Raw genomic sequence first — 18968 nt, forward strand, 5'->3', positions numbered from 1 at the left:
TTATCTAACAAAAAAAAGAAAAATCGTTTTAATGCGCAACACATTATACAAATCTTTCTTTTCTTAACAGTTTGATAACATTATCTGATTTTATTGTTATAATTTTGCCAAAAACAATAAACTAATTAACAAATGAAGACAATGAAAAATTGGTTACTTACTGGACTATTGTTCATGATAGTTTCAACCGCATTTTCTCAAGGAAAAATTTCCGGTATGATTACCGACGGAGTGGGTTCACTTCCGGGAGCAAACGTTGTGATCAAAGGATCTACAGTTGCTACTTCTACAGATTTTGACGGTAAATTTACTCTTAATGCAACAACAAGTACAGGAGAAATCGTTATTTCTTTTTTAGGTTACGAAAATTTAACACTTAGATTTTCAGTTAAAAACGGTCAAACTACTAATCTGGGAACAATTGTTTTGACTTCTAATTCTAATGAATTAAGCGAAATTGTTGTAAAAAGCACAATCGTTGACATCGCAAAAGACAGAAAAACTCCTGTAGCGGTTTCGACAATTAAAGCTGCTGAGATTCAGGAAAAACTTGGAACTCAGGAATTTCCAGAGATCTTAAGAAACACTCCTTCTGTGTATGTAACTAAATCAGGTGGTGGTTTTGGAGATTCTAGAATCAACATTCGTGGTTTTACTCAAAACAATATTGCTGTAATGATCAACGGTATGCCGGTTAACGACATGGAAAATGGTTCTGTTTTCTGGAGTAACTGGGCTGGTCTTTCAGATGTTACTTCTGCTATGCAGGTACAAAGAGGTTTAGGAGCTTCTAAACTTGCAACTCCTTCTGTAGGAGGAACAATTAACATTGTAACTAAAGCTTCTGATAGAAAAGAAGGAGGATCTTTCTCTTCTGGTTTCGGAAACGGTAGAAATTTCAAAATTCAAGGTTCATACAATACCGGAAAATTAGAAAACGGTCTTTCTGCTTCTGTTTTATTATCAAAAACAATGGGAGACGGATATGTTAACGGAACTCAATTTGAAGGTGCTAACTACTATGTTGCTTTAGGATATGGCAGCAAAAGCGGTAAACACGACTTTCAACTTACGGTAACAGGTGCTCCACAATGGCACAACCAAAGATCTACAGTATCTACAATCGCAACTTACCAACAATACGGTAATAATAACGAACCAAATATCAGATACAACCCTGATGCAGGATACTTGAATGGTGAAGAATATAACATTAGAAAAAACTACTACCACAAACCGGTAGCTTCTTTCAACTGGGATTATAAAATCAACGAAACTACAAAACTTTCTTCTGTTGTTTACGCTTCTATGGGTCGTGGTGCAGGAGCTAGTGCAACTGGAGGAATTAAAGGAAAAGGATACAATGACGTTATCGCGTTCAGAACTGCTGACGGTTTAGTAGACTATGATAAAATCTATGCTTACAACTCTGGACAACCAGTTACTATCGCAGGTTTTACAGGACCTCAAACAAGACAAAAAATTGGTGGAGTTTACCAAAACAGCTCTTATTTTAATGCAAATTCAAACATAGCTGATTACAACCCTAGCACAAATATCAACACTTCTGGTATCTCTCAAACGTCATCTATCAACTCTCATGACTGGTTTGGTGCAGTAATCAACTTAAACAAGAAACTTTCTAATACCTTAACTTTAGATTTCGGTTTTGACGGAAGAACTTACAAAGGATACCACTTTACAGTTGTAAATGATTTATTAGGTGGTGGTGAGTATTTTGACAACTTTATTGCTAGTCAAAAACCAAACGGAAGACATTTAACTAACACTTACGACACTGCTGTTCAATGGAATGTTTTCCAAAACAGAAACTACGATAAAGTATCTTTCAACAGTACTGGTAACGTAAAATGGTATGGTTTATTTACTCAATTAGAGTACTCAAAAGACAACTTAACAGCATTCGTTCAGGGAGCAATTTCTCAACAAGGATACAAAAGAGAAGATGACTTTGTTTATTTGCCAACTGATCCTTTAACTTCTACTTCTTACAAAAACTTATTAGGTGGTAATGCAAAAGCAGGAGCTAACTACAATATTAGCGAAAAAAGCAATGTATATGTAAACGCTGGATATTACTCAAAACAGCCTTTCTTTAACTCTGTTTATCCAAACAACAGATCAACAGTAAACCCAAACCTTACTAACGAGAAAATCATCGGATTTGAAGCTGGATACGGTTTCCGTTCTAGATTTTTCAACGCTACAGTAAACGTTTACAACACCACTTGGAATGACAGATACTTAAAAGGTAACGCACTTCCAACTACTACTGCAACACCTGCAAACTCAACTTACACTGAGTTCTTAGGACTTAACGAAGTTCACTCTGGAATTGAATTTGAAGGAACTTCTAATATTACAGAAAGATTAAAAGTAATCGGAATGTTCTCTTATGGTATTTGGGAATACAAAGGAAATGCAACAGTTAATGCTTACTTCCAAGCAGACAACTCACCTGTACCAGGATTCCAAGGAACTACAATTTACATGGACAAAGTAAAAGTAGGTGACGCTGCACAAATGACAGCCTCTTTAGGAGCATCTTACGAAGTTCTAACAAGAGTAACAGTTGATGCAAACTATAACTTCAACGACAATTTGTATGCTGGAATCAACCCAACTAGTTTTACATCTGCAACAAACAAAGGAGCATTACAATTGCCTTCTTACGGTTTGATGGATGCTGGTTTATCATACAAACTGTTAACTGGAAAAAACAAAGACAAATCAGTTAACTTCAGATTAAACGTTAACAACGTACTTGATAAAATTTACATCGCTGAATCTAGAACAAATACTTTCGCTGATGACAACCTTCCTGTAGCTACTGGTCAGCCAGCTGGTTCAAAAGGAACTTATGCATCTAACGGAATGCTTTACAATGGAGTAGCAAACGTAAACCAGGTATTCTTCGGTTTCGGAAGAACATGGAACTTCTCTCTACGTTACGATTTCTAATATTTAGAATCTAAATAAATACCTAAAGCGGCATTGACTTTTAGTCTGATGCCGCTTTTTTTATACCCTTTTTTGCTATATTTGTTTTATCAAAAAATCTAATTTATGTACCATTTTTTACAAAAGTTCCATTCAGGATGGGCTTATTTAGCGCTCTTGCTTTTATTAATTGCTACTGTAAATGCCATTATTGGCCTTACTTCTAAAAAAGAATTTACAGGTAAAGACCGCAAGATTGCATTATTTGCTTTAATTGGAACTCATACACAATTATTAGTTGGTTTAATCCTTTATTTTGTATCACCTTTAGGGAAAGCTGCTTTTGGCCAAATGTCTAATGCAGCACTTAGACTTACTTCATTAGAACACCCTTTAATCAACATTATTGCTATTATTTTGATCACAATCGGATGGTCTAAACATAAAAAATTAATCAATAGCGATGCAAAATTTAAAACATTTGCTATTTTTTACGGATTAGGATTGTTGCTTATTTTAAGCAGAATCCCATGGAGCCTGTGGTTCTAAGAAAAAACCAATTAAAGCCCTAAAAATAGGGCTTTTTTTATCTCGGCATATTATTTGTACAAACTCCCCAAGTCTGAAAAAAAATAAAACATGAGAAATAAAAAACATATTTTACTCACTGCACTTACTATAACTTTTTTAAGTTGTTTTACCTATGTTATAAGCCAAACAAAGCCTGCAACTGAACCTAAAATTACTCAGGATACTGTCAAAACTGCCAGACCTAATTTAATTGCAATACCAACTGATTCTGTTTTTACGGATAAGGGGCTGAAATTAAAACCTTATAAAAAAAATGCACACGCCTCTTATTATGCTGATCGCTTTAACGGTAAAAAAACAGCTAACGGAAGCCGATTCAGCAACAGTGCTTACACTGCCGCACACAAAAAACTTCCTTTCGGAACCAGAATAAAAGTCACCAATGAAGCCAATGGAAAATTTGTAATTGTAAAAGTTACCGATCGCGGCCCATTTGTTCGAACAAGAGATCTCGATTTATCCAAAAGAGCCTTTATGGAAATCACAAAAAGTAAAGGAAGCGGTGCCATGAAAGTTACGATTGAAACTATAGTAGAATAACATTCTTTTAAAATACAAAACCCGACCGTTTTTTAGAAACTGTCGGGTTTGTTCGTAAATTGAGTTGCCCTAGAAAAGATCTAAACAAACTTTCGAATACTCATTACTACCCCGGTATGAACGCCTTCATGGTAATTATTAAAATCCAAAGCTCCGTTTATATTCTTCAGGGTATATCCTAAACTAGTGGTATATTCATTATAATTCACAAAAATACCTGCCGAAAAATCATTTTCAACCTGCTTTAAAGTAGTCGAAAGCAACTCACGTATTTCATCAACTTCTGCTTGTGAAACGTTTCCTTCCGGTTTAGTATCTTTTCGGTATTTAGCAATAAAATCTTCAGAAATGGTAACCGGCAAGCCTGATAACTTATAAACCAAAGCCTGCTGCGAAGCAATGCAATGTGCTATATTCCAAATGATATTATTATTAAATCCCGATGGAATTTTGTTTAACTGTTCTAATGAATGACTGTCTAAAACTTTCAAAAGAATCTCTCTAATGGTCTTTTGTACTTCAAAAACTGGGTTCATATTTTTATTTTTTTTCTAAAATTAGGCAATTTTAAGTTTCAAATGAATTTTCTTTGTAGTCTCTTAAATTTAAACTTATGAACAAAATATATTACTTAGCATCCTGCGATACTTGCCGAAAAATCATCAAAGCATTACCGGAAGGCAATAACCTGGTTTTTCACGACATTAAACAAAACCCGATTACAGAAACTGAATTAGAAGAAATGCATCAGCTTTCGGGTAGTTACGAAGCTTTATTCAGCAAAAAAGCACAACTGTATAAATCGATGGATTTAAAGAACAAATCTTTAACGGAAGCCGATTTTAAAAAATACATCTTAGAACACTATACTTTTTTAAGCCGTCCTGTTTTTATTATTGACGGTAAAATCTACATCGGCAACAGTCAGCAGAATGTTTTGCAGGTAATGAAAGCCTTAGTACAATAATTTACCTAAAAGCTGTACAGATTCCGGGTTTGCGTTAGGGATAGAAGTGGAAATCCTTTTTTTGAGCTTTTTCTGCGCAAAAAAAGATTGAAACGGATAGCCCGACCGAAGGGAACGCCCAAAACCTTTTAAAAATAAGGCAATAGAAACTAGAAAACCTCACTCTAAAGTTTTTTAGTATCTTTGCGCCTTTATACTCAATTATATGATACAATCTATGACAGGGTTTGGCAAAGCTTCTTTGCAATTGCCTACAAAAAAAATTACCGTTGAAGTAAAATCCTTAAACAGTAAAGGTTTAGATTTAAATGTTAGAATGCCATCGGTATACCGCGAAATGGAACTAGGTTTAAGAACTCAAATCTCTACTAAACTGGAAAGAGGAAAAATTGATTTCGGAATTTACATTGAAAGTACTTCTGAACAAACCTCAACTAAGGTAAATGTTCCTGTTGTAAAAAACTACATCGCCCAACTAAAAGAAGTTTACCCGGATGCAGATGAAACGGAACTGATGAAAATGGCCGTTCGAATGCCGGATACCCTAAAGACCGAGCGTGAAGAAATTGATGAAAATGACTGGGAACAAATTCAGTTGATCATCGAAGAGGCTTTGGAAAACATTCTGACTTTTAGAAAAGACGAAGGTGAATCTCTTGAAAAAGAGTTCAATCTTAGAATATCAAATATCCGTCAATACATGAACGACGCTTTGGCACTTGATCCGGAACGTATTAAAGCCATTAAAGACCGTTTACAAACTGCTATTTCAGAATTAAAAGTAAATGTGGATGAAAACCGATTCGAACAGGAATTGATTTATTATTTGGAAAAACTTGATATTACTGAGGAAAAAGTTCGTTTGACCAATCATTTGGATTATTTCCTTGAAACTATAAAAGGTTCTGAAGCTAACGGTAGAAAACTTGGATTCATCACTCAGGAAATGGGTCGTGAAATCAATACCATGGGTTCAAAATCGAATCATGCGCAGATGCAGAAACTGGTTGTCATGATGAAGGATGAATTGGAAAAGATTAAAGAACAGGTTTTAAATGTACTTTAAAAGCTGTAAGCTTTAAGCGTTAGGCTATAAGCAAAAAAACATAGAGTAAGTGAGCTTAAAGCGTACCGCCTAAAGCCTAAAGCATAAATTAATGAATAAAGGAAAATTAATTGTTTTCTCAGCACCATCAGGATCGGGAAAAACAACTATAGTAAAGCATTTATTAGGGAAAGAAGATTTAAATTTAGAATTTTCAATCTCAGCAGCTTCCCGTGACCCACGCGGAGAGGAAGAACACGGAAAGGATTATTATTTTATTTCGCTGGAGCAATTCAAGAAACACATCAAGGCTGAGGAATTCCTGGAATGGGAAGAAGTGTATCGTGACAACTTTTACGGCACTTTAAAATCGGAGATTGAAAGAATCTGGGCTTTAGGAAAAAATGTGATTTTTGATATTGATGTTGCAGGCGGACTGCGTATCAAACACAAATTTCCGGAACAAACTTTAGCTGTGTTTGTGAAACCTCCAAGTGTTGATGAACTAAAACGTCGACTAAAACAACGTTCTACTGAAAGTGATGATAAAATAAACATGCGAATTGCAAAGGCTTCGGTTGAACTGGCAACTGCACCGCAATTTGATACGATTATCAAAAATTACGATTTAGATACCGCTAAAGAAGAAGCATATCAGTTGGTAAAAGATTTTGTGAACAAATAGCTATTACACTAAGATTCGCAAAGAAGAAATCAGAGATTCACCAAAATTTTATAAATTACTTCGTGAATCTCTGCGAAAACTCTGCGAATCTTTGTGAAACAAAACATTTATGAAAATAGGCCTTTATTTCGGAACGTATAATCCCATTCATGTTGGTCATTTAATCATTGCCAACCACATGGCTGAGTTTGCCGATTTAGATCAGATATGGATGGTCGTTACACCACACAATCCGCTTAAAAAGAAATCTACCTTGTTAGACGATCACCAACGTTTGCAAATGGTGTATTTGGCCACTGAAGATTATCCGAAAATAAGACCTTCAGACATCGAATTCAAATTACCACAGCCTAGTTATACGGTCAATACACTGGTTCATTTGCATGAAAAGTATCCAACTCATGACTTTTCTTTAATCATGGGCGAAGACAACCTGAAAACACTTCACAAATGGAAAAACTACGAAGTGCTTTTAGAACATTATAATATTTATGTTTATCCGAGACTCGAGGACAAAGGACGAACAGGCGAAGCAATTTCTGAAGAAGAGGAAAACATCGAATTAAAATCGCACCCAAAAGTGCATATTATTGATGCTCCAATTGTAGAAATCTCTTCTACTTTTATCCGAAACAGCATCAAAGAAGGCAAAAACATTCAGCCTCTTTTACCGCCAAAAGTTTGGGAATATATTGATCATAATAATTTTTACAAGAAATAATTTATACGCAATCTTGTCGTTCCGAGGAATGACAAGCACAAAAAAAAGCCTGAAATCAAATTCAGGCTTTCTTGTTTTTTATGCTTCAACGTTTACCGCGCTTTTCACTCTTGTTCGAATCTCACTTAGCGACTGCTCTGTTAAAAGTTTCCCGTCTCTGAAAACTTCTTTCAATTCGCCTTGTTTTTCTTCTTCCCAGGAAACATTATCCGTTAGATGATACACACCCTCAACCAGATCAATTTTCATTAATCCTTTGGCTGATTTTTTAGTTCCGTCATCTGTGATTGGGTCTTTAAAGATCGCTCTGCCTTCTCCATTAACTTCTCCATAAGTTGCTTTCATTGCAAAACCAAAAGTATCTCTGGTATTGTATTGATAGGTAAACGAACCGATCCCCAAAACAACGTTTGTAGAAGCAAATCCTTTTTCTTTTAATCTTTCGCAAATTTGGGTCGCCCTTGCTACCGTAATACTATCACCGTAAATGGCACCAATCTGCGGAATAAGCTCCTTATATCCTTTTGTATTAACCGTGCCGCCAAAAACATCCCAAAGCAGCTCAATTACCCCTTTTTTCTCTTCTACTGTTTTTCCGTTTGGGTTACCACAAATAATATCTACCGGATCGCCGCTATCAGGTCGGATAACAACTTTACCTTCTCTGGCAATTATTTCTTCTTTCAGTCGTGGTAAATAATCGGTAAGAACTTTCCATAAATCCCAGGTATCCGAAACGATAGATACGATTCCTTTTGGATACACTTCTGTAACCAGTCTTTTAAACGTTTCGCACTCTCCTTCAGTTGTTCCCATACACATTACAGAGTGCTCCGTTGCCGCAACCGAACCTGCAATCAATTCGGTATCAGAATTAGCTTTGTAATATTCTTCAAAAAAGTCAATTACCGGAATGGTATCAGAACCCGTAAAACTCAATAAATGTCCTGCCGCAGAAGTAATTGCTGCCTCAATTCCGCCCATTCCTCTCATGGAGAAATCATGCGCCTGCCAATCTACAAATTCAGGTACTGATGATGTTTCGTCGGCAAATTTATCCAATACTTTTCGATACTCTTTTGCAATAGTAGCAGAGTTACAAGGCAGCCAGATTACGGCAGACAATAAAGTTTCGAAATAATTAGTCAACCAGAAAAACTCCGGAAGCGTATTGTACATCGTAAACATGGGTACTCTTAATGGCACGCTAACACCTTCCGGCAACGCTTTAAAAACCATTGGAATATATCCTAAATCATGTAAATCTTCAATATGTTTGGTTCCAACCTGATTTTCACCTAAATAATTATTGATTCTGCGAGCGTATTTTTTAACGACTTCTTCTTTTGGTTTTTTAAAGAAATCGGCCTCAAAATCATGAATGATATATTTTTTGATGAAATATTGCAATCCGAAGAATACTACTTCTTCTAATCCTTCAATTCTTGATTTTCTTGGCGTCCAGTTGGAATATACTAATGTTGTTCCGTCTGGGTATTGTCTTCTGTGGTCAACTTTGTAACCGTCGGTTAATAATAATGGGTTCATAAAATTTCTTAGTTATTTTTTCAATTATTTATTTCTTCCTTTTTCATTTGGATAAAGCCCTTGTACTATATCACTTTGCCAAAATACTTTTGTTTCCACATCAAGAACCGTTAATCTGCCATAAAAGCCAGCCCCGGTATCGACATTCCACACATTACATCCTTGCATTGGAATCTCAACATTATAATGAAGGGTTGGTGTGTGACCAATATAAATCTCATTATAAAGTAACAATCTTTTCGGATAGGAAAGCGAATTTTTTTTAATTCTCTTATCCATTGTCAAAGCCATTTCCCACAACGTTCTATCCCACGAATAATTGCTTTGGTAATGTTCTTTCTCCGGGCCATGCATCGACGAAAAACCGGCATGAATGAATAAATTGTTGTTTTCGTCTACAAAGTAATCTTTCATGGTATTGAAAAAATGGCGATGTTTTTCTTTTTCCAAACATTCAATATCGACATAACTCTCTATAGTCGATTTCCCTCCATGCAAAAACCAAATATCGTTTATAACATCATTCTCTAACCACTCCTGACACCAGACATCATGATTTCCTTTGATAAAAATACACTGCTGTTTTTGAGATAAATCAATCAGAAAATCAATTAATTGTTTTGATTCACTCCAGCCGTCTACATAGTCTCCCAAAAAAATAAACCGATCCTTTTCTGAGCAGTCAATTCTCTCTAGTAACTGAACTAATGCTTTTAATCCGCCGTGAATATCCCCAAAAACAAAGGTTCTTTTCATGATTTAATTAAACTTATTATCGAGAGCTGCATCTAATTTTATTAGAAAGTCTTTTCCAAATGTATCATTCTCCAAACCTTCATACAAAAATGCAGGCAGGGTTTTATTGCAGTTTTCTTTGTTACTTAAAATCGCCATACACAAGGCAGCAACCGTATCGGTATCTCCGCCATAATCGATACTTGTTTTTAAGCAATCTTTCATGGCAGTCGCTTCGGAAACCATTTTAATAACCGCTTGTGTAGTCGGATATCCATGCATATCGATTGGTGAAGTAATTTTATAGGTTTCATTCTCCTTCAGCGTTTCATTTAAAAATGACACTAAAGTCGATCCGTCACCCAAATTGTATTTAAAATAGTGAACAGCCAAGGCAATACGCTTCGCACAACTGATCCCTTCAACAGTATAATGAGAAGTTCTTGCCTGAATTTCGCAGAAACTCATCAACTGATCAATATCTTTTAAATAACCAATACTATAGGCTCGCATAGCGGAACCATTTCCGTTACTGCCATTGTTGATTATTTTAATGAAATCAGATCCATTTTTACTTGCATCCAGGGCATTGTAAACTCTATCCGAGTATCCTCTTCTTTTATCTCGGTGAAATACCTCAACAAACTTATCTGCTACTTTGATTTCGTTCCAATTATCCTCTTCTAATAACAATTCAGAAATGGCAATTGCCATTTGAGTATCGTCTGTATAGCGTTTGTAAATTTCAGTATAAAGTCCGTGTTTGTGATACTGGGTTAAATGGTTGTTTTGAGAAATAAAATCTAAATCCCGAAATTCAAAACCTGCACCATATGCATCGCCTATTGCTGCTTCTAATATCATAATTTGTTGTGTTTTATAATTTTAAAATGATGCCTACTACTCCTTATGATTTAAACTCTATATACTTTGCCGGAACCTCAGCGCTCAGCCAAACATTATTTTCGGACAGATAAAATTTAAAACCATCTCTGTACATGACACCACTTCTTACTGTCAGAATCTGCGGAGCTCCTCGCCTGCTTCCCACCTTTATTGCCGTTTCTTTGTCTTTGGAAAGGTGTACGTGCTGACGGCTCATTTTTTTCAAACCTTCTTTCTGAATGCTTTCCATAAACTTCCCAACAGTTCCGTGGTACAAATACTCCGGCGGTTCTGTTTCGTTCAAATTTAATTCGACAGAAATTGAATGTCCCTGACTAGCTCTGATCTTTGTTTTATCTTCATTAAAAGCAAAACGTTTTTTATCGTTGTTTTCTACCACATAATTCAAAAGTTCGGCCGTCATCTGATTTTGGCTTCCATTTTTATTACATTTTATAATCAATTCCTCAACATCTGCCCAGCCATTTTCGTCTAACTTAAGACCAATGGTTTCGGGTGAATGCCTAAGCACCAGACTTAGAAATTTGCTGAGGCTTTTTGCTATTTTTTCATTCATAACTTATCATTATCTCAATTCATCCCTAACTTCCATCAAAGCAAAACCTAATAAGTTAAGCCCTTTCCACTTTTCAGGATTTAAAACATCTTTATGATCACCTGCCATTCCAATTCCCCAAATTGCATCTACGGGACTGGCTTCTACTATAACTCTATCCTTTGTATTTAGCAAAAAAGCTTTTAGTTCTTGATTTTGACTGAATTTATGATAATTGCCTTCTTTCACAATGTCAAATCTAGCAGCTAACCAAATTGCATCATTGTAATTTTTAACCTGACGGCCTAATTTTTTAGCTTCGGCAGGAGAATTAGCTTTAATGATTTTTGCTAAAACTTCATTATCGTTAAACAATTCTGCTTTTTTTGCCATCATCCAGTGTTCAGCAGTTTTGTACGTCACTTTATCAACGGTAAAAGCACTTAACCACCACTGACTAAAGCAGGTTTTGGTAATCGTTCCGTCTTTACTGGGCTGATGTCCCCAGAAAAATAAAAACTTACTTTCCGGAGCTATGGTATTTATATTGTATTTCATGTTTTTTGTTATTGAAACAAAGAAGCGGGTTCTCTGTTATTTTGTTTCAAGTTTCAGGTTTCAAGTTTCAGGTTTCAGGTTTCAGGTTCCCTATATAACTTGAAACCTGAAACTTGAAACTTTTTAAACTAATTGATCCAATCCAATCACCTGAACGCTTTCGCCTTCGAAATCTTTTACTGAATTGGTGGTAAAAATGGCATCGAAACAATCCAAAACTTCGAAACCTTTATTGAAAATTCCATGGCTTACTGCTAAGTATAATTTTCCGGCATTTTTCTTTTTTAATTCTTCAGCTAATCCGACGAAAGTTCCTCCGCCATCGCAAATATCATCTACAATTAAACAGTCCATTCCGTTTAGATCGTCTTCGTATACTTTAAAACCAGACAATCTTCCGGTTTTTACATCTCGGCTTTTACTGCATTCTACCACTTCAATTCCACCAAGAAATTCAGAAACTTTGTAAATTTTCTTTAATGCACCGCCGTCCGGAGAAATTAATTTTACGTTTTCACCAATTTCTTTCAAAACCGCTGCAATAAAAGTATGATTCGGAATCACTTCGCAATTGTTTACTAATGCAGGTGTAACTTCAGAATGTGCATCAAAAACAAATACTTTATTCAACTGAAGCGTATTAATGATATCGGCATATACTTTTACAGATAACGATTCGCCTTTAATCATCACACGATCCTGTCTGGCAGCAGGAAAATAGGGAATAAAAAGATCAATTATTTTAACTTCCATTCTGCGTAATGCATCAACTGTAATGCACAACAGACCTAAGTCGTTGAATGAATTCAAACGATGTGTGATCGTTACTTTTTGGGTATTGTCAAAATCAGGATTAATTTTAATGTGAGGTTCTCCTCCAGAAAATGTGAAACTTTGAAATTTGATTTCTTCCTTATTAGGAATTGGAGTGAATTTTGGGTCTAAATTAAGTATCATAGTTTTTTAGTTTGCGTTAATTATACGCAAATATAAGGCGATTTATTTATTAAACAATTTATTTTGTGTAAAATTTACGCAAACTTTATTTCGAAGTGAAAACCACTATCAATTAACTCTTTGTATTTTAAATCGTTAAACCTAAAAAGTTTAGCCGGGCGGCCGCTCTTTATAGGTGAAAAATGGTCTGTTTGATCCAAAAATCCATAGCTGAGTATCTTCTTTCGGAAATTTCGTCGATCGATTTCCTTCTCTAATATCGTACAATAAAGATTCTCGAGATCAGAAAACAGAAATTCCTGAGGAAGTAAATCGAAACCTACCGGCTCGTAAGTCAGTTTTGCTTTTAATCTTGTCAATGCAGTTTTTACGATTAAATTATGATCGAATGCCAGATCGGGAATCTCATCTATTTTAAACCATTGCACTCGTTCGGCATCGGTATCCGCTTTAATTTCCAGACTTGAAGCGTCTACTAAAGCATAATAGGCAACAGAAATTACACGATTTCTGGAATCTCTGTTGATATCATCTCCAAAAGTATACAGCTGTTCCATAAAAGTAAGCTGAACATTGGTCTCTTCGTGCAGCTCCCTAATAACAGCATCACTCAAAGATTCGTCCTGTTTTACTAAACCACCCGGCAAAGCCCAATACTTATCGGCAGACCCAAACTTTTGCTCTATTAAAAGCACATACAAACTGTTGTTCTTATATCCGAACACAATGGCATCAACCGCAATTCGAATATTTTGAAAATTTTCCATATTTTAAAACTCCTATCTCACAAATATAACGAATGAGAGTCAATTTCATAATCTATCACATCAGCAATAAATTATAAAATTGACTCTCATCAATATTCTATTTCCTTCGGCCTTCTAGTTTATTGTTACTGTTCTCTTTGGGATAGAAGTACATTCTGAACCATTTATCCCAACAGTAACCTCTGCACTAACTTCATAAGTTCCTGCTGCCGGATAGGTATGCGTAATATCTTTACCAGTTCCGGTGGTCCCATCTCCAAATGTCCACTTTACACCAATTAGAGTTCCGGATCCGCTATATCCAACAGAATAGTTCATTAGTTTAGGATTAGTAGCATCAGTTGAATTATGTAGTTTTACAAAAATTGCTTCTGTAAGGCAATCTGCGATCTCATCTTCATCACGTTTAGTACAGGAATTAGCCGTATAAAATACCAGGGCAAGCATTAAAATTGATACGATCTTTTTCATTTTTAAAAATATTAAGAATTTATCTCCCAAAATTATTCTTTACAAATACAGAAAACAATGATTTCTGTCATAATCTGTTACCAAAAAACAATTTTAACTCTTTGGAGATAATTTCAAAAAACGAATTCAAATTATTGTTTTTAGCTGTTAATAGATACACATACTCCTCCGGTACGTGAAAACTATTCCATAACAATTGCAATTTATTCTCTTTAATATATTTTCGTGCATTGCAGTTCCAGGTTATCGCTACCCCTTCATTGTCCGCTAACATCCTTAACATTTCAGATTCAGACGGAATAATATAGTTCGGAACCATAGAGGGCCTTTTTTTATTAAAAGCATGCAGCCAAAATAGTTTTATATGTGGAATTCTGGCATCGTGACTGTACCATTTTTGTTCATTGAGCCACTGCTCTACTTCGGCATAATTATCTGATTTTAATTTCTGACGAAATTCTGTTCCATCCAAACGTACTGGCGCCACCATAATCAGCTTAATTTTCCCCACAATTTCGTAGACCGTATCAAAGGTGTCAAATCTTTTTGTGGTGATTGCAAAGTCAAGCTTTTTAGCATCAACTAACTCAAAAAGTACATCGTTTTCAGCAAAAGTAAAATCGATCAAATCGAACTTAGCAATCAATAGGTTTCCAATACAATTAAAAAGATTTTTGGAGATTCCGACCGAAATTAGCCGATTGGCATCTTCAGCTTTTGCCCGAAAACTGCTTTCTACATTTTCAAGCCGATCCAGCGCATCTATGATTAAATTATTCAGTAACTTAGCGTATTCCGTTGGTTCTACGCCCTTTGACTTTCGATTGAACAATTTATTTCCAACATGTGCTTCCAGCATCGAGATTTGCTGGCTCACCGCAGGCTGACTCATAAATAACTCTTTTGCAGCGATAGAAAAATTCCCGTTTTTATATACAGCCTTAAAGGTTCTGTACCACTCCAGATTCACCATGACATAAATATATTTATAACAAACATAGTTTATTTTATTTTTACTGATATCACTTTAGCCGTAAATTTGATCAAAATTTAAACTTATGAAAAAGATAACCTTACTTACGATTATAGCCTTTAGTGCTTTTAGTACTTCAGCTATAGCGCAAAAAGCAACAAAAAAAAGTACCAAAAAAGTACTATTTGTTGTGACCAGTAACGACAAACTGGGAAATACCGGAGAGAAAACCGGATTTTGGTCAGAAGAATTTGCTGCACCTTATTACGAATTATTAGATCAGGGCGTCGAGATTACAATTGCTTCTCCACTGGGAGGTCAGCCTCCAGTTGATCCTAAAAGTGCCGACCCTGCATCGGCCACTGAAGACACCAAACGTTTTGACGCTGATAAAACTTTGCAAGAGAAGTTAAAACATACCCATAAACTTTCGACTATCAACCAGAAAGATTATGATGCTGTGTTTTACCCTGGAGGTCATGGTCCGCTTTGGGATTTGGTAGAGGATAAAAGTTCCATTGCTTTAATTGAATCTTTCTACACCCATAAAAAGCCTGTTGCTTTTGTTTGTCACGCTCCGGCGGTCTTAAAAAATGTAAAAGTTAAAGGAGAGTTTCTAGTAAAAGGCAAAAAAGTAACCGGTTTTACAAATGCCGAAGAGGAAGCAGTGGGTTTAACCAAAGTAGTACCGTTCTTATTGGAAGATGCTTTGACAAAAAATGGTGCTACCTTTTCGAAAGCAGCCAACTGGCAGCCGTATGCTGTAGAAGATGGCCTTTTAATCACGGGGCAAAACCCTGCTTCGTCTAAATTAGTAGCCGGAAAATTATTGCAGCAATTGAAGAAATAAAGTTACTGAGGTGCTAAGAAACTAAGATTCTGAGATTCTAAGCAACAGAACTTAGAAACATTAAAATAAAACAATTACTATAATGAAAGATGCTGAGACATTGAGATTTTAAGAATCTAAAAAAACTTAGAACCTTAGCACCTCAGCATCTTAGAAACTTAAAAAATCACCGGACAAAATCCTGCTTCGTCTAAATTAGTAGCCGCTAAATTATTGCAGCAATTGAAGAAATAAAGGTACTGAGGTGCTAAGACACTAAGATTCTAAGCAACAGAACTTAGAAACATTAAAATAAAACAATTACTATAATGAAAGATGCTGAGACATTGAGATTTTAAGAATCTAAAAAAACTTAGAACCTCAGCATCTTAGAAACTTAAAAAATCACCGGACAAAATCCTGCTTCGTCTAAATTAGTAGCCGGTAAATTATTGCAGCAATTGAAGAAATAAAGGTACTGAGGTGCTAAGACAGTAAGATTCTAAGCAACAGAACTTAGAAACATTAAAATAAAACAATTACTATAATGAAAGATGCTAAGGCATTGAGATTTTAAGAATCTAAGAAAAAACTTAGAACCTCAGCATCTCAGCAGCTTATAAACTTAAAAAAAATGCTAAACTTTGAATTATACAATCCGACAAATTTAATTTTCGGAAAAGGACAAATTGAAAAACTTTCGGCTTTAATACCCAAAGATGCCAAAATCTTACTGGCTTATGGCGGCGGAAGTATTTTTAAAAACAGAATTCACGAACAGGTGATTCAAAACTTAAAAGGTTTCGATATTGTAGAATTTGGCGGAATCGAACCCAATCCACATTTTGAAACTTTGATGAAAGCGGTTGCTGTTATTAAGGCTGAAAAAATTGACTTCATCTTAGCTGTTGGTGGTGGTTCTGTAATTGATGGTGTAAAATTCATTTCTGCAGCGGTAAATTTCGACGGAAATCCGATTGACATTTTGCAAAAACGATTACTCATTAAAGAAAATGCTATGCCTTTCGGAACTGTTTTGACTTTACCAGCAACAGGAAGCGAAATGAATTCGGGAGCGGTTGTCACTATTGAGGCAACTCAGGAAAAACTGGCTTTTGGCGGAAGTGCTCTTTTCCCTAAATTTTCAATTTGTGATCCAACTGTAATTGCTTCGTTACCAAAAAGACAATTACAAAATGGTGTTGTGGATGCTTATACACACGTAATGGAGCAATACCTGACTTATCCGCACGAAGGTTATTTACAAGACCGTATTGCTGAAGGAATTTTACAGACGTTAATTGAAGTTGGTCCAAAAGTAGTTGAAAATCCAACCGATTATGCTTTGGCTTCTAATTTTATGTGGAGCTGTACTATGGCCTTAAACGGCCTCATTCAAAAAGGAGTTCCTTCGGACTGGGCAACTCACATGATCGGCCACGAACTAACGGCTTTATACGGAATTGATCATGCCAGAACTTTGGCTATTATCGGACCTAGTTTATACCAAACGATGTTTGAGACCAAAAAAGAAAAACTTGCCCAATACGGCAGAAGAATTTTCAATTTAACAGGCTCTGACGATGAAGTGGCAAAAGAAGCAATCAATCAAACTGTAGCATTTTTTCATACTATGGGAATGGATACCAAACTTTCGCAATACACAAACGATTATAACAAAACGGCCGATTTTATTGTAAACCGATTTAATGAAAGAGGCTGGAAAGGTTTGGGTGAAAAACAACTAATTACTTTAGACAAAGTAAAATCGATTGTTGAAATGAGCTACTAAGGCGTAGATTCTAAATAAAAAATCCAAATTCCAATTTTAAGTTCATTTGGAGTTTTACAAAAAAGGCGTTCTCATTTTATGGGAACGCCTTTTTACAATACTAAAACAAAATTAACTAACTCAATTCTTGCTAAACTCATTAAATTCTAATTTATAAATAGTTACAACGTACGGATTGCCTTTTTATTGTATAATCGTTAAAATATTTTCTATTTCAATTTAAATCCTCTGGAAACCATTGTATTTAAAGAGGTTTTCCAAATTTCTTAAACGAGATTTTGTATTATTACTACATTATTAAGTACTTTTGCTTTAAATTATTAAAATAATGAGCGAAAATTTAAAATTTGCAGTAATTGGAGGAGGAAGCTGGGCAACGGCAATTGCAAAGATGTTATGTGTAAATCTTTCAGAAATTGCCTGGTACATGCGTAATGATGCTGCTATCGAACACATTCAGAAATACAAACACAATCCGAATTACTTAAGTTCGGTTGAATTTGATACGGCAAAACTTAAACTGACCAATAATATTAATGAAGCAGTCGCTTATGCAGATTATGTGATTTTTGCAATTCCTTCTGCATTTTTAGATGGTGAATTGAAAAATTTGACGGTTTCATTGTCTGATAAAATTATCTTTTCTGCGATTAAAGGAATCGTTCCTGAAACAAGTTTGATTGTTGGAGAACATTTTCACATTCAATACGACATTCCGTACTACAATATCGGTGTAATTACAGGTCCTTGTCATGCTGAAGAAGTAGCATTAGAAAGACTTTCTTATTTAACAATTGCCTGCGGGGATCCTGAAAAAGCTTCAATCGTAGCAAAACATTTATCCGGAAATTATATCAAAGCCAAAATCTCTGATGATATTATTGGTACTGAGTATGCAGCAATGCTTAAAAACATCTATGCTATTGCAGCCGGAATTGCTCACGGACTAGGTTATGGAGATAACTTTCAATCGGTTATGATGAGTAACGGAATTCGCGAGATGAAGAAATTTATCCGCAAAGTTCATAAAATGAAACGTAACATCAATGACTCCGCTTATTTAGGCGATTTATTGGTTACCGGTTATTCTGTGTTCTCGAGAAACAGAATGTTCGGAAACATGATTGGTAAAGGCTATACGGTAAAAAGTGCGATGATGGAGATGAGTATGGTGGCCGAAGGTTATTATGCCACTAAAAGCGCTTATAAGCTAAATCAGGGCTATGGTGCAAAAACGCCAATTATTGATGCTGTTTACGCTGTTTTATACGAAGGAAAAGATGCAAAATCGGTTTTCAAGAAATTAACGGAGTCTTTGGATTAAGTTTTTTTAGAGAAGGTAGATTATAGAGGCAAGAGCCAAGAAACAAGATTATAGAGTAAAGAC

At 35.4% G+C, this 18968-nt stretch carries 20 protein-coding genes; 10 read left to right on the forward strand and 10 right to left on the reverse strand.

From position 1 onward, the window contains the following. Positions 1–132 precede the first annotated feature (132 nt). From OLM58_RS06205 to OLM58_RS06215, 3 genes are all read left to right on the forward strand, one after another. On the forward strand, positions 133–2982 hold the full coding sequence (locus tag OLM58_RS06205) for a TonB-dependent receptor (protein WP_264531609.1): 2850 nt from the start codon (positions 133–135) through the stop codon (positions 2980–2982). A 105-nt stretch (positions 2983–3087) separates the two neighbouring features. Next, on the forward strand, positions 3088–3510 hold the full coding sequence (locus OLM58_RS06210) for a hypothetical protein (RefSeq protein WP_264531610.1): 423 nt from the start codon (positions 3088–3090) through the stop codon (positions 3508–3510). Between the two features lie 90 nt (positions 3511–3600). Next, entirely contained in the window at positions 3601–4092 is a 492-nt protein-coding gene (locus tag OLM58_RS06215) for a septal ring lytic transglycosylase RlpA family protein (protein ID WP_017497434.1), read from the forward strand. An 80-nt stretch (positions 4093–4172) separates the two neighbouring features. On the opposite strand, the gene OLM58_RS06220 is transcribed toward OLM58_RS06215, so the two are convergent. Continuing rightward, entirely contained in the window at positions 4173–4628 is a 456-nt protein-coding gene (locus tag OLM58_RS06220; protein WP_264531611.1) for a DinB family protein, read from the reverse strand. 77 nt (positions 4629–4705) lie between these two features. Here OLM58_RS06220 and OLM58_RS06225 point away from each other — a divergent pair, with 77 nt between their 5' ends. From OLM58_RS06225 to nadD, 4 genes are all read left to right on the forward strand, one after another. Further along, entirely contained in the window at positions 4706–5059 is a 354-nt protein-coding gene (locus OLM58_RS06225) for an arsenate reductase family protein (RefSeq protein WP_264531612.1), read from the forward strand. 205 nt (positions 5060–5264) lie between these two features. Continuing rightward, on the forward strand, positions 5265–6125 hold the full coding sequence (locus OLM58_RS06230) for a YicC/YloC family endoribonuclease (protein WP_264531613.1): 861 nt from the start codon (positions 5265–5267) through the stop codon (positions 6123–6125). A gap of 91 nt (positions 6126–6216) precedes the next feature. Continuing rightward, entirely contained in the window at positions 6217–6789 is a 573-nt protein-coding gene (gene gmk, locus OLM58_RS06235; RefSeq protein WP_017497430.1) for a guanylate kinase, read from the forward strand. Between the two features lie 109 nt (positions 6790–6898). Beyond that, a complete protein-coding gene (nadD, locus tag OLM58_RS06240) occupies positions 6899–7510 on the forward strand; it encodes a nicotinate (nicotinamide) nucleotide adenylyltransferase (protein ID WP_264531614.1) in 612 nt (203 codons plus the stop codon). 78 nt (positions 7511–7588) lie between these two features. Here the strand turns inward: nadD and OLM58_RS06245 are convergent, their stop codons facing one another. From OLM58_RS06245 to OLM58_RS06285, 9 genes are all read right to left on the reverse strand, one after another. Further along, positions 7589–9058 (reverse strand): nicotinate phosphoribosyltransferase, encoded by a 1470-nt coding sequence (locus OLM58_RS06245; RefSeq protein WP_264531615.1) that lies wholly within the window; start codon positions 9056–9058, stop codon positions 7589–7591. 24 nt (positions 9059–9082) lie between these two features. After that, positions 9083–9814 (reverse strand): metallophosphoesterase family protein, encoded by a 732-nt coding sequence (locus OLM58_RS06250; protein WP_264531616.1) that lies wholly within the window; start codon positions 9812–9814, stop codon positions 9083–9085. 3 nt (positions 9815–9817) lie between these two features. Further along, the gene (locus tag OLM58_RS06255) at positions 9818–10657 is read right to left on the reverse strand and encodes an ADP-ribosylglycohydrolase family protein (RefSeq protein WP_264531617.1); all 840 of its coding nucleotides are present in this window, start codon (positions 10655–10657) and stop codon (positions 9818–9820) included. A 43-nt stretch (positions 10658–10700) separates the two neighbouring features. Continuing rightward, a complete protein-coding gene (locus tag OLM58_RS06260) occupies positions 10701–11255 on the reverse strand; it encodes an RNA 2'-phosphotransferase (protein WP_264531618.1) in 555 nt (184 codons plus the stop codon). A gap of 9 nt (positions 11256–11264) precedes the next feature. Then, on the reverse strand, positions 11265–11792 hold the full coding sequence (locus OLM58_RS06265; protein ID WP_264531619.1) for an NADAR family protein: 528 nt from the start codon (positions 11790–11792) through the stop codon (positions 11265–11267). Positions 11793–11915: 123 nt separating this feature from the next. Further along, on the reverse strand, positions 11916–12749 hold the full coding sequence (prs, locus tag OLM58_RS06270) for a ribose-phosphate diphosphokinase (protein WP_264531620.1): 834 nt from the start codon (positions 12747–12749) through the stop codon (positions 11916–11918). 74 nt (positions 12750–12823) lie between these two features. After that, positions 12824–13516 (reverse strand): NUDIX hydrolase, encoded by a 693-nt coding sequence (locus OLM58_RS06275; RefSeq protein WP_264531621.1) that lies wholly within the window; start codon positions 13514–13516, stop codon positions 12824–12826. Positions 13517–13630: 114 nt separating this feature from the next. Next, positions 13631–13987 carry a PKD domain-containing protein gene (locus OLM58_RS06280; protein WP_264531622.1) on the reverse strand — a complete coding sequence of 119 codons (357 nt, stop codon included), beginning with the start codon at positions 13985–13987 and terminating at the stop codon, positions 13631–13633. Between the two features lie 67 nt (positions 13988–14054). Next, on the reverse strand, positions 14055–14960 hold the full coding sequence (locus tag OLM58_RS06285; RefSeq protein WP_264531623.1) for a LysR family transcriptional regulator: 906 nt from the start codon (positions 14958–14960) through the stop codon (positions 14055–14057). Between the two features lie 85 nt (positions 14961–15045). Here OLM58_RS06285 and OLM58_RS06290 point away from each other — a divergent pair, with 85 nt between their 5' ends. The 3 genes from OLM58_RS06290 to OLM58_RS06300 all read left to right on the forward strand — a co-directional run bounded on the left by OLM58_RS06290 (position 15046) and on the right by OLM58_RS06300 (position 18905). Next, positions 15046–15810 (forward strand): type 1 glutamine amidotransferase domain-containing protein, encoded by a 765-nt coding sequence (locus OLM58_RS06290; protein ID WP_264531624.1) that lies wholly within the window; start codon positions 15046–15048, stop codon positions 15808–15810. Between the two features lie 613 nt (positions 15811–16423). After that, positions 16424–17581, forward strand: coding sequence for an iron-containing alcohol dehydrogenase (locus tag OLM58_RS06295; RefSeq protein WP_264531625.1), 1158 nt, complete (start codon positions 16424–16426; stop codon positions 17579–17581). 328 nt (positions 17582–17909) lie between these two features. Beyond that, complete coding sequence (locus OLM58_RS06300; protein ID WP_017497416.1) at positions 17910–18905, forward strand: NAD(P)H-dependent glycerol-3-phosphate dehydrogenase; 996 nt, start codon at positions 17910–17912, stop codon at positions 18903–18905. Positions 18906–18968 lie beyond the last annotated feature (63 nt).

The organism is Flavobacterium sp. N502540 (assembly GCF_025947365.1).
Classification (GTDB): domain Bacteria; phylum Bacteroidota; class Bacteroidia; order Flavobacteriales; family Flavobacteriaceae; genus Flavobacterium.

What these genes read in the sequence shown, in the direction of transcription:
- OLM58_RS06205 (WP_264531609.1), top strand. Translation starts at nt 133, where the DNA reads ATGAAGACAATGAAAAATTGGTTACTTACTGGACTATTGTTCATGATA.
- OLM58_RS06210 (WP_264531610.1), top strand. Translation starts at nt 3,088, where the DNA reads ATGTACCATTTTTTACAAAAGTTCCATTCAGGATGGGCTTATTTAGCG.
- OLM58_RS06215 (WP_017497434.1), top strand. Translation starts at nt 3,601, where the DNA reads ATGAGAAATAAAAAACATATTTTACTCACTGCACTTACTATAACTTTT.
- OLM58_RS06220 (WP_264531611.1), bottom strand. Translation starts at nt 4,628, where the DNA reads ATGAACCCAGTTTTTGAAGTACAAAAGACCATTAGAGAGATTCTTTTG.
- OLM58_RS06225 (WP_264531612.1), top strand. Translation starts at nt 4,706, where the DNA reads ATGAACAAAATATATTACTTAGCATCCTGCGATACTTGCCGAAAAATC.
- OLM58_RS06230 (WP_264531613.1), top strand. Translation starts at nt 5,265, where the DNA reads ATGATACAATCTATGACAGGGTTTGGCAAAGCTTCTTTGCAATTGCCT.
- gmk (WP_017497430.1), top strand. Translation starts at nt 6,217, where the DNA reads ATGAATAAAGGAAAATTAATTGTTTTCTCAGCACCATCAGGATCGGGA.
- nadD (WP_264531614.1), top strand. Translation starts at nt 6,899, where the DNA reads ATGAAAATAGGCCTTTATTTCGGAACGTATAATCCCATTCATGTTGGT.
- OLM58_RS06245 (WP_264531615.1), bottom strand. Translation starts at nt 9,058, where the DNA reads ATGAACCCATTATTATTAACCGACGGTTACAAAGTTGACCACAGAAGA.
- OLM58_RS06250 (WP_264531616.1), bottom strand. Translation starts at nt 9,814, where the DNA reads ATGAAAAGAACCTTTGTTTTTGGGGATATTCACGGCGGATTAAAAGCA.
- OLM58_RS06255 (WP_264531617.1), bottom strand. Translation starts at nt 10,657, where the DNA reads ATGATATTAGAAGCAGCAATAGGCGATGCATATGGTGCAGGTTTTGAA.
- OLM58_RS06260 (WP_264531618.1), bottom strand. Translation starts at nt 11,255, where the DNA reads ATGAATGAAAAAATAGCAAAAAGCCTCAGCAAATTTCTAAGTCTGGTG.
- OLM58_RS06265 (WP_264531619.1), bottom strand. Translation starts at nt 11,792, where the DNA reads ATGAAATACAATATAAATACCATAGCTCCGGAAAGTAAGTTTTTATTT.
- prs (WP_264531620.1), bottom strand. Translation starts at nt 12,749, where the DNA reads ATGATACTTAATTTAGACCCAAAATTCACTCCAATTCCTAATAAGGAA.
- OLM58_RS06275 (WP_264531621.1), bottom strand. Translation starts at nt 13,516, where the DNA reads ATGGAAAATTTTCAAAATATTCGAATTGCGGTTGATGCCATTGTGTTC.
- OLM58_RS06280 (WP_264531622.1), bottom strand. Translation starts at nt 13,987, where the DNA reads ATGAAAAAGATCGTATCAATTTTAATGCTTGCCCTGGTATTTTATACG.
- OLM58_RS06285 (WP_264531623.1), bottom strand. Translation starts at nt 14,960, where the DNA reads ATGGTGAATCTGGAGTGGTACAGAACCTTTAAGGCTGTATATAAAAAC.
- OLM58_RS06290 (WP_264531624.1), top strand. Translation starts at nt 15,046, where the DNA reads ATGAAAAAGATAACCTTACTTACGATTATAGCCTTTAGTGCTTTTAGT.
- OLM58_RS06295 (WP_264531625.1), top strand. Translation starts at nt 16,424, where the DNA reads ATGCTAAACTTTGAATTATACAATCCGACAAATTTAATTTTCGGAAAA.
- OLM58_RS06300 (WP_017497416.1), top strand. Translation starts at nt 17,910, where the DNA reads ATGAGCGAAAATTTAAAATTTGCAGTAATTGGAGGAGGAAGCTGGGCA.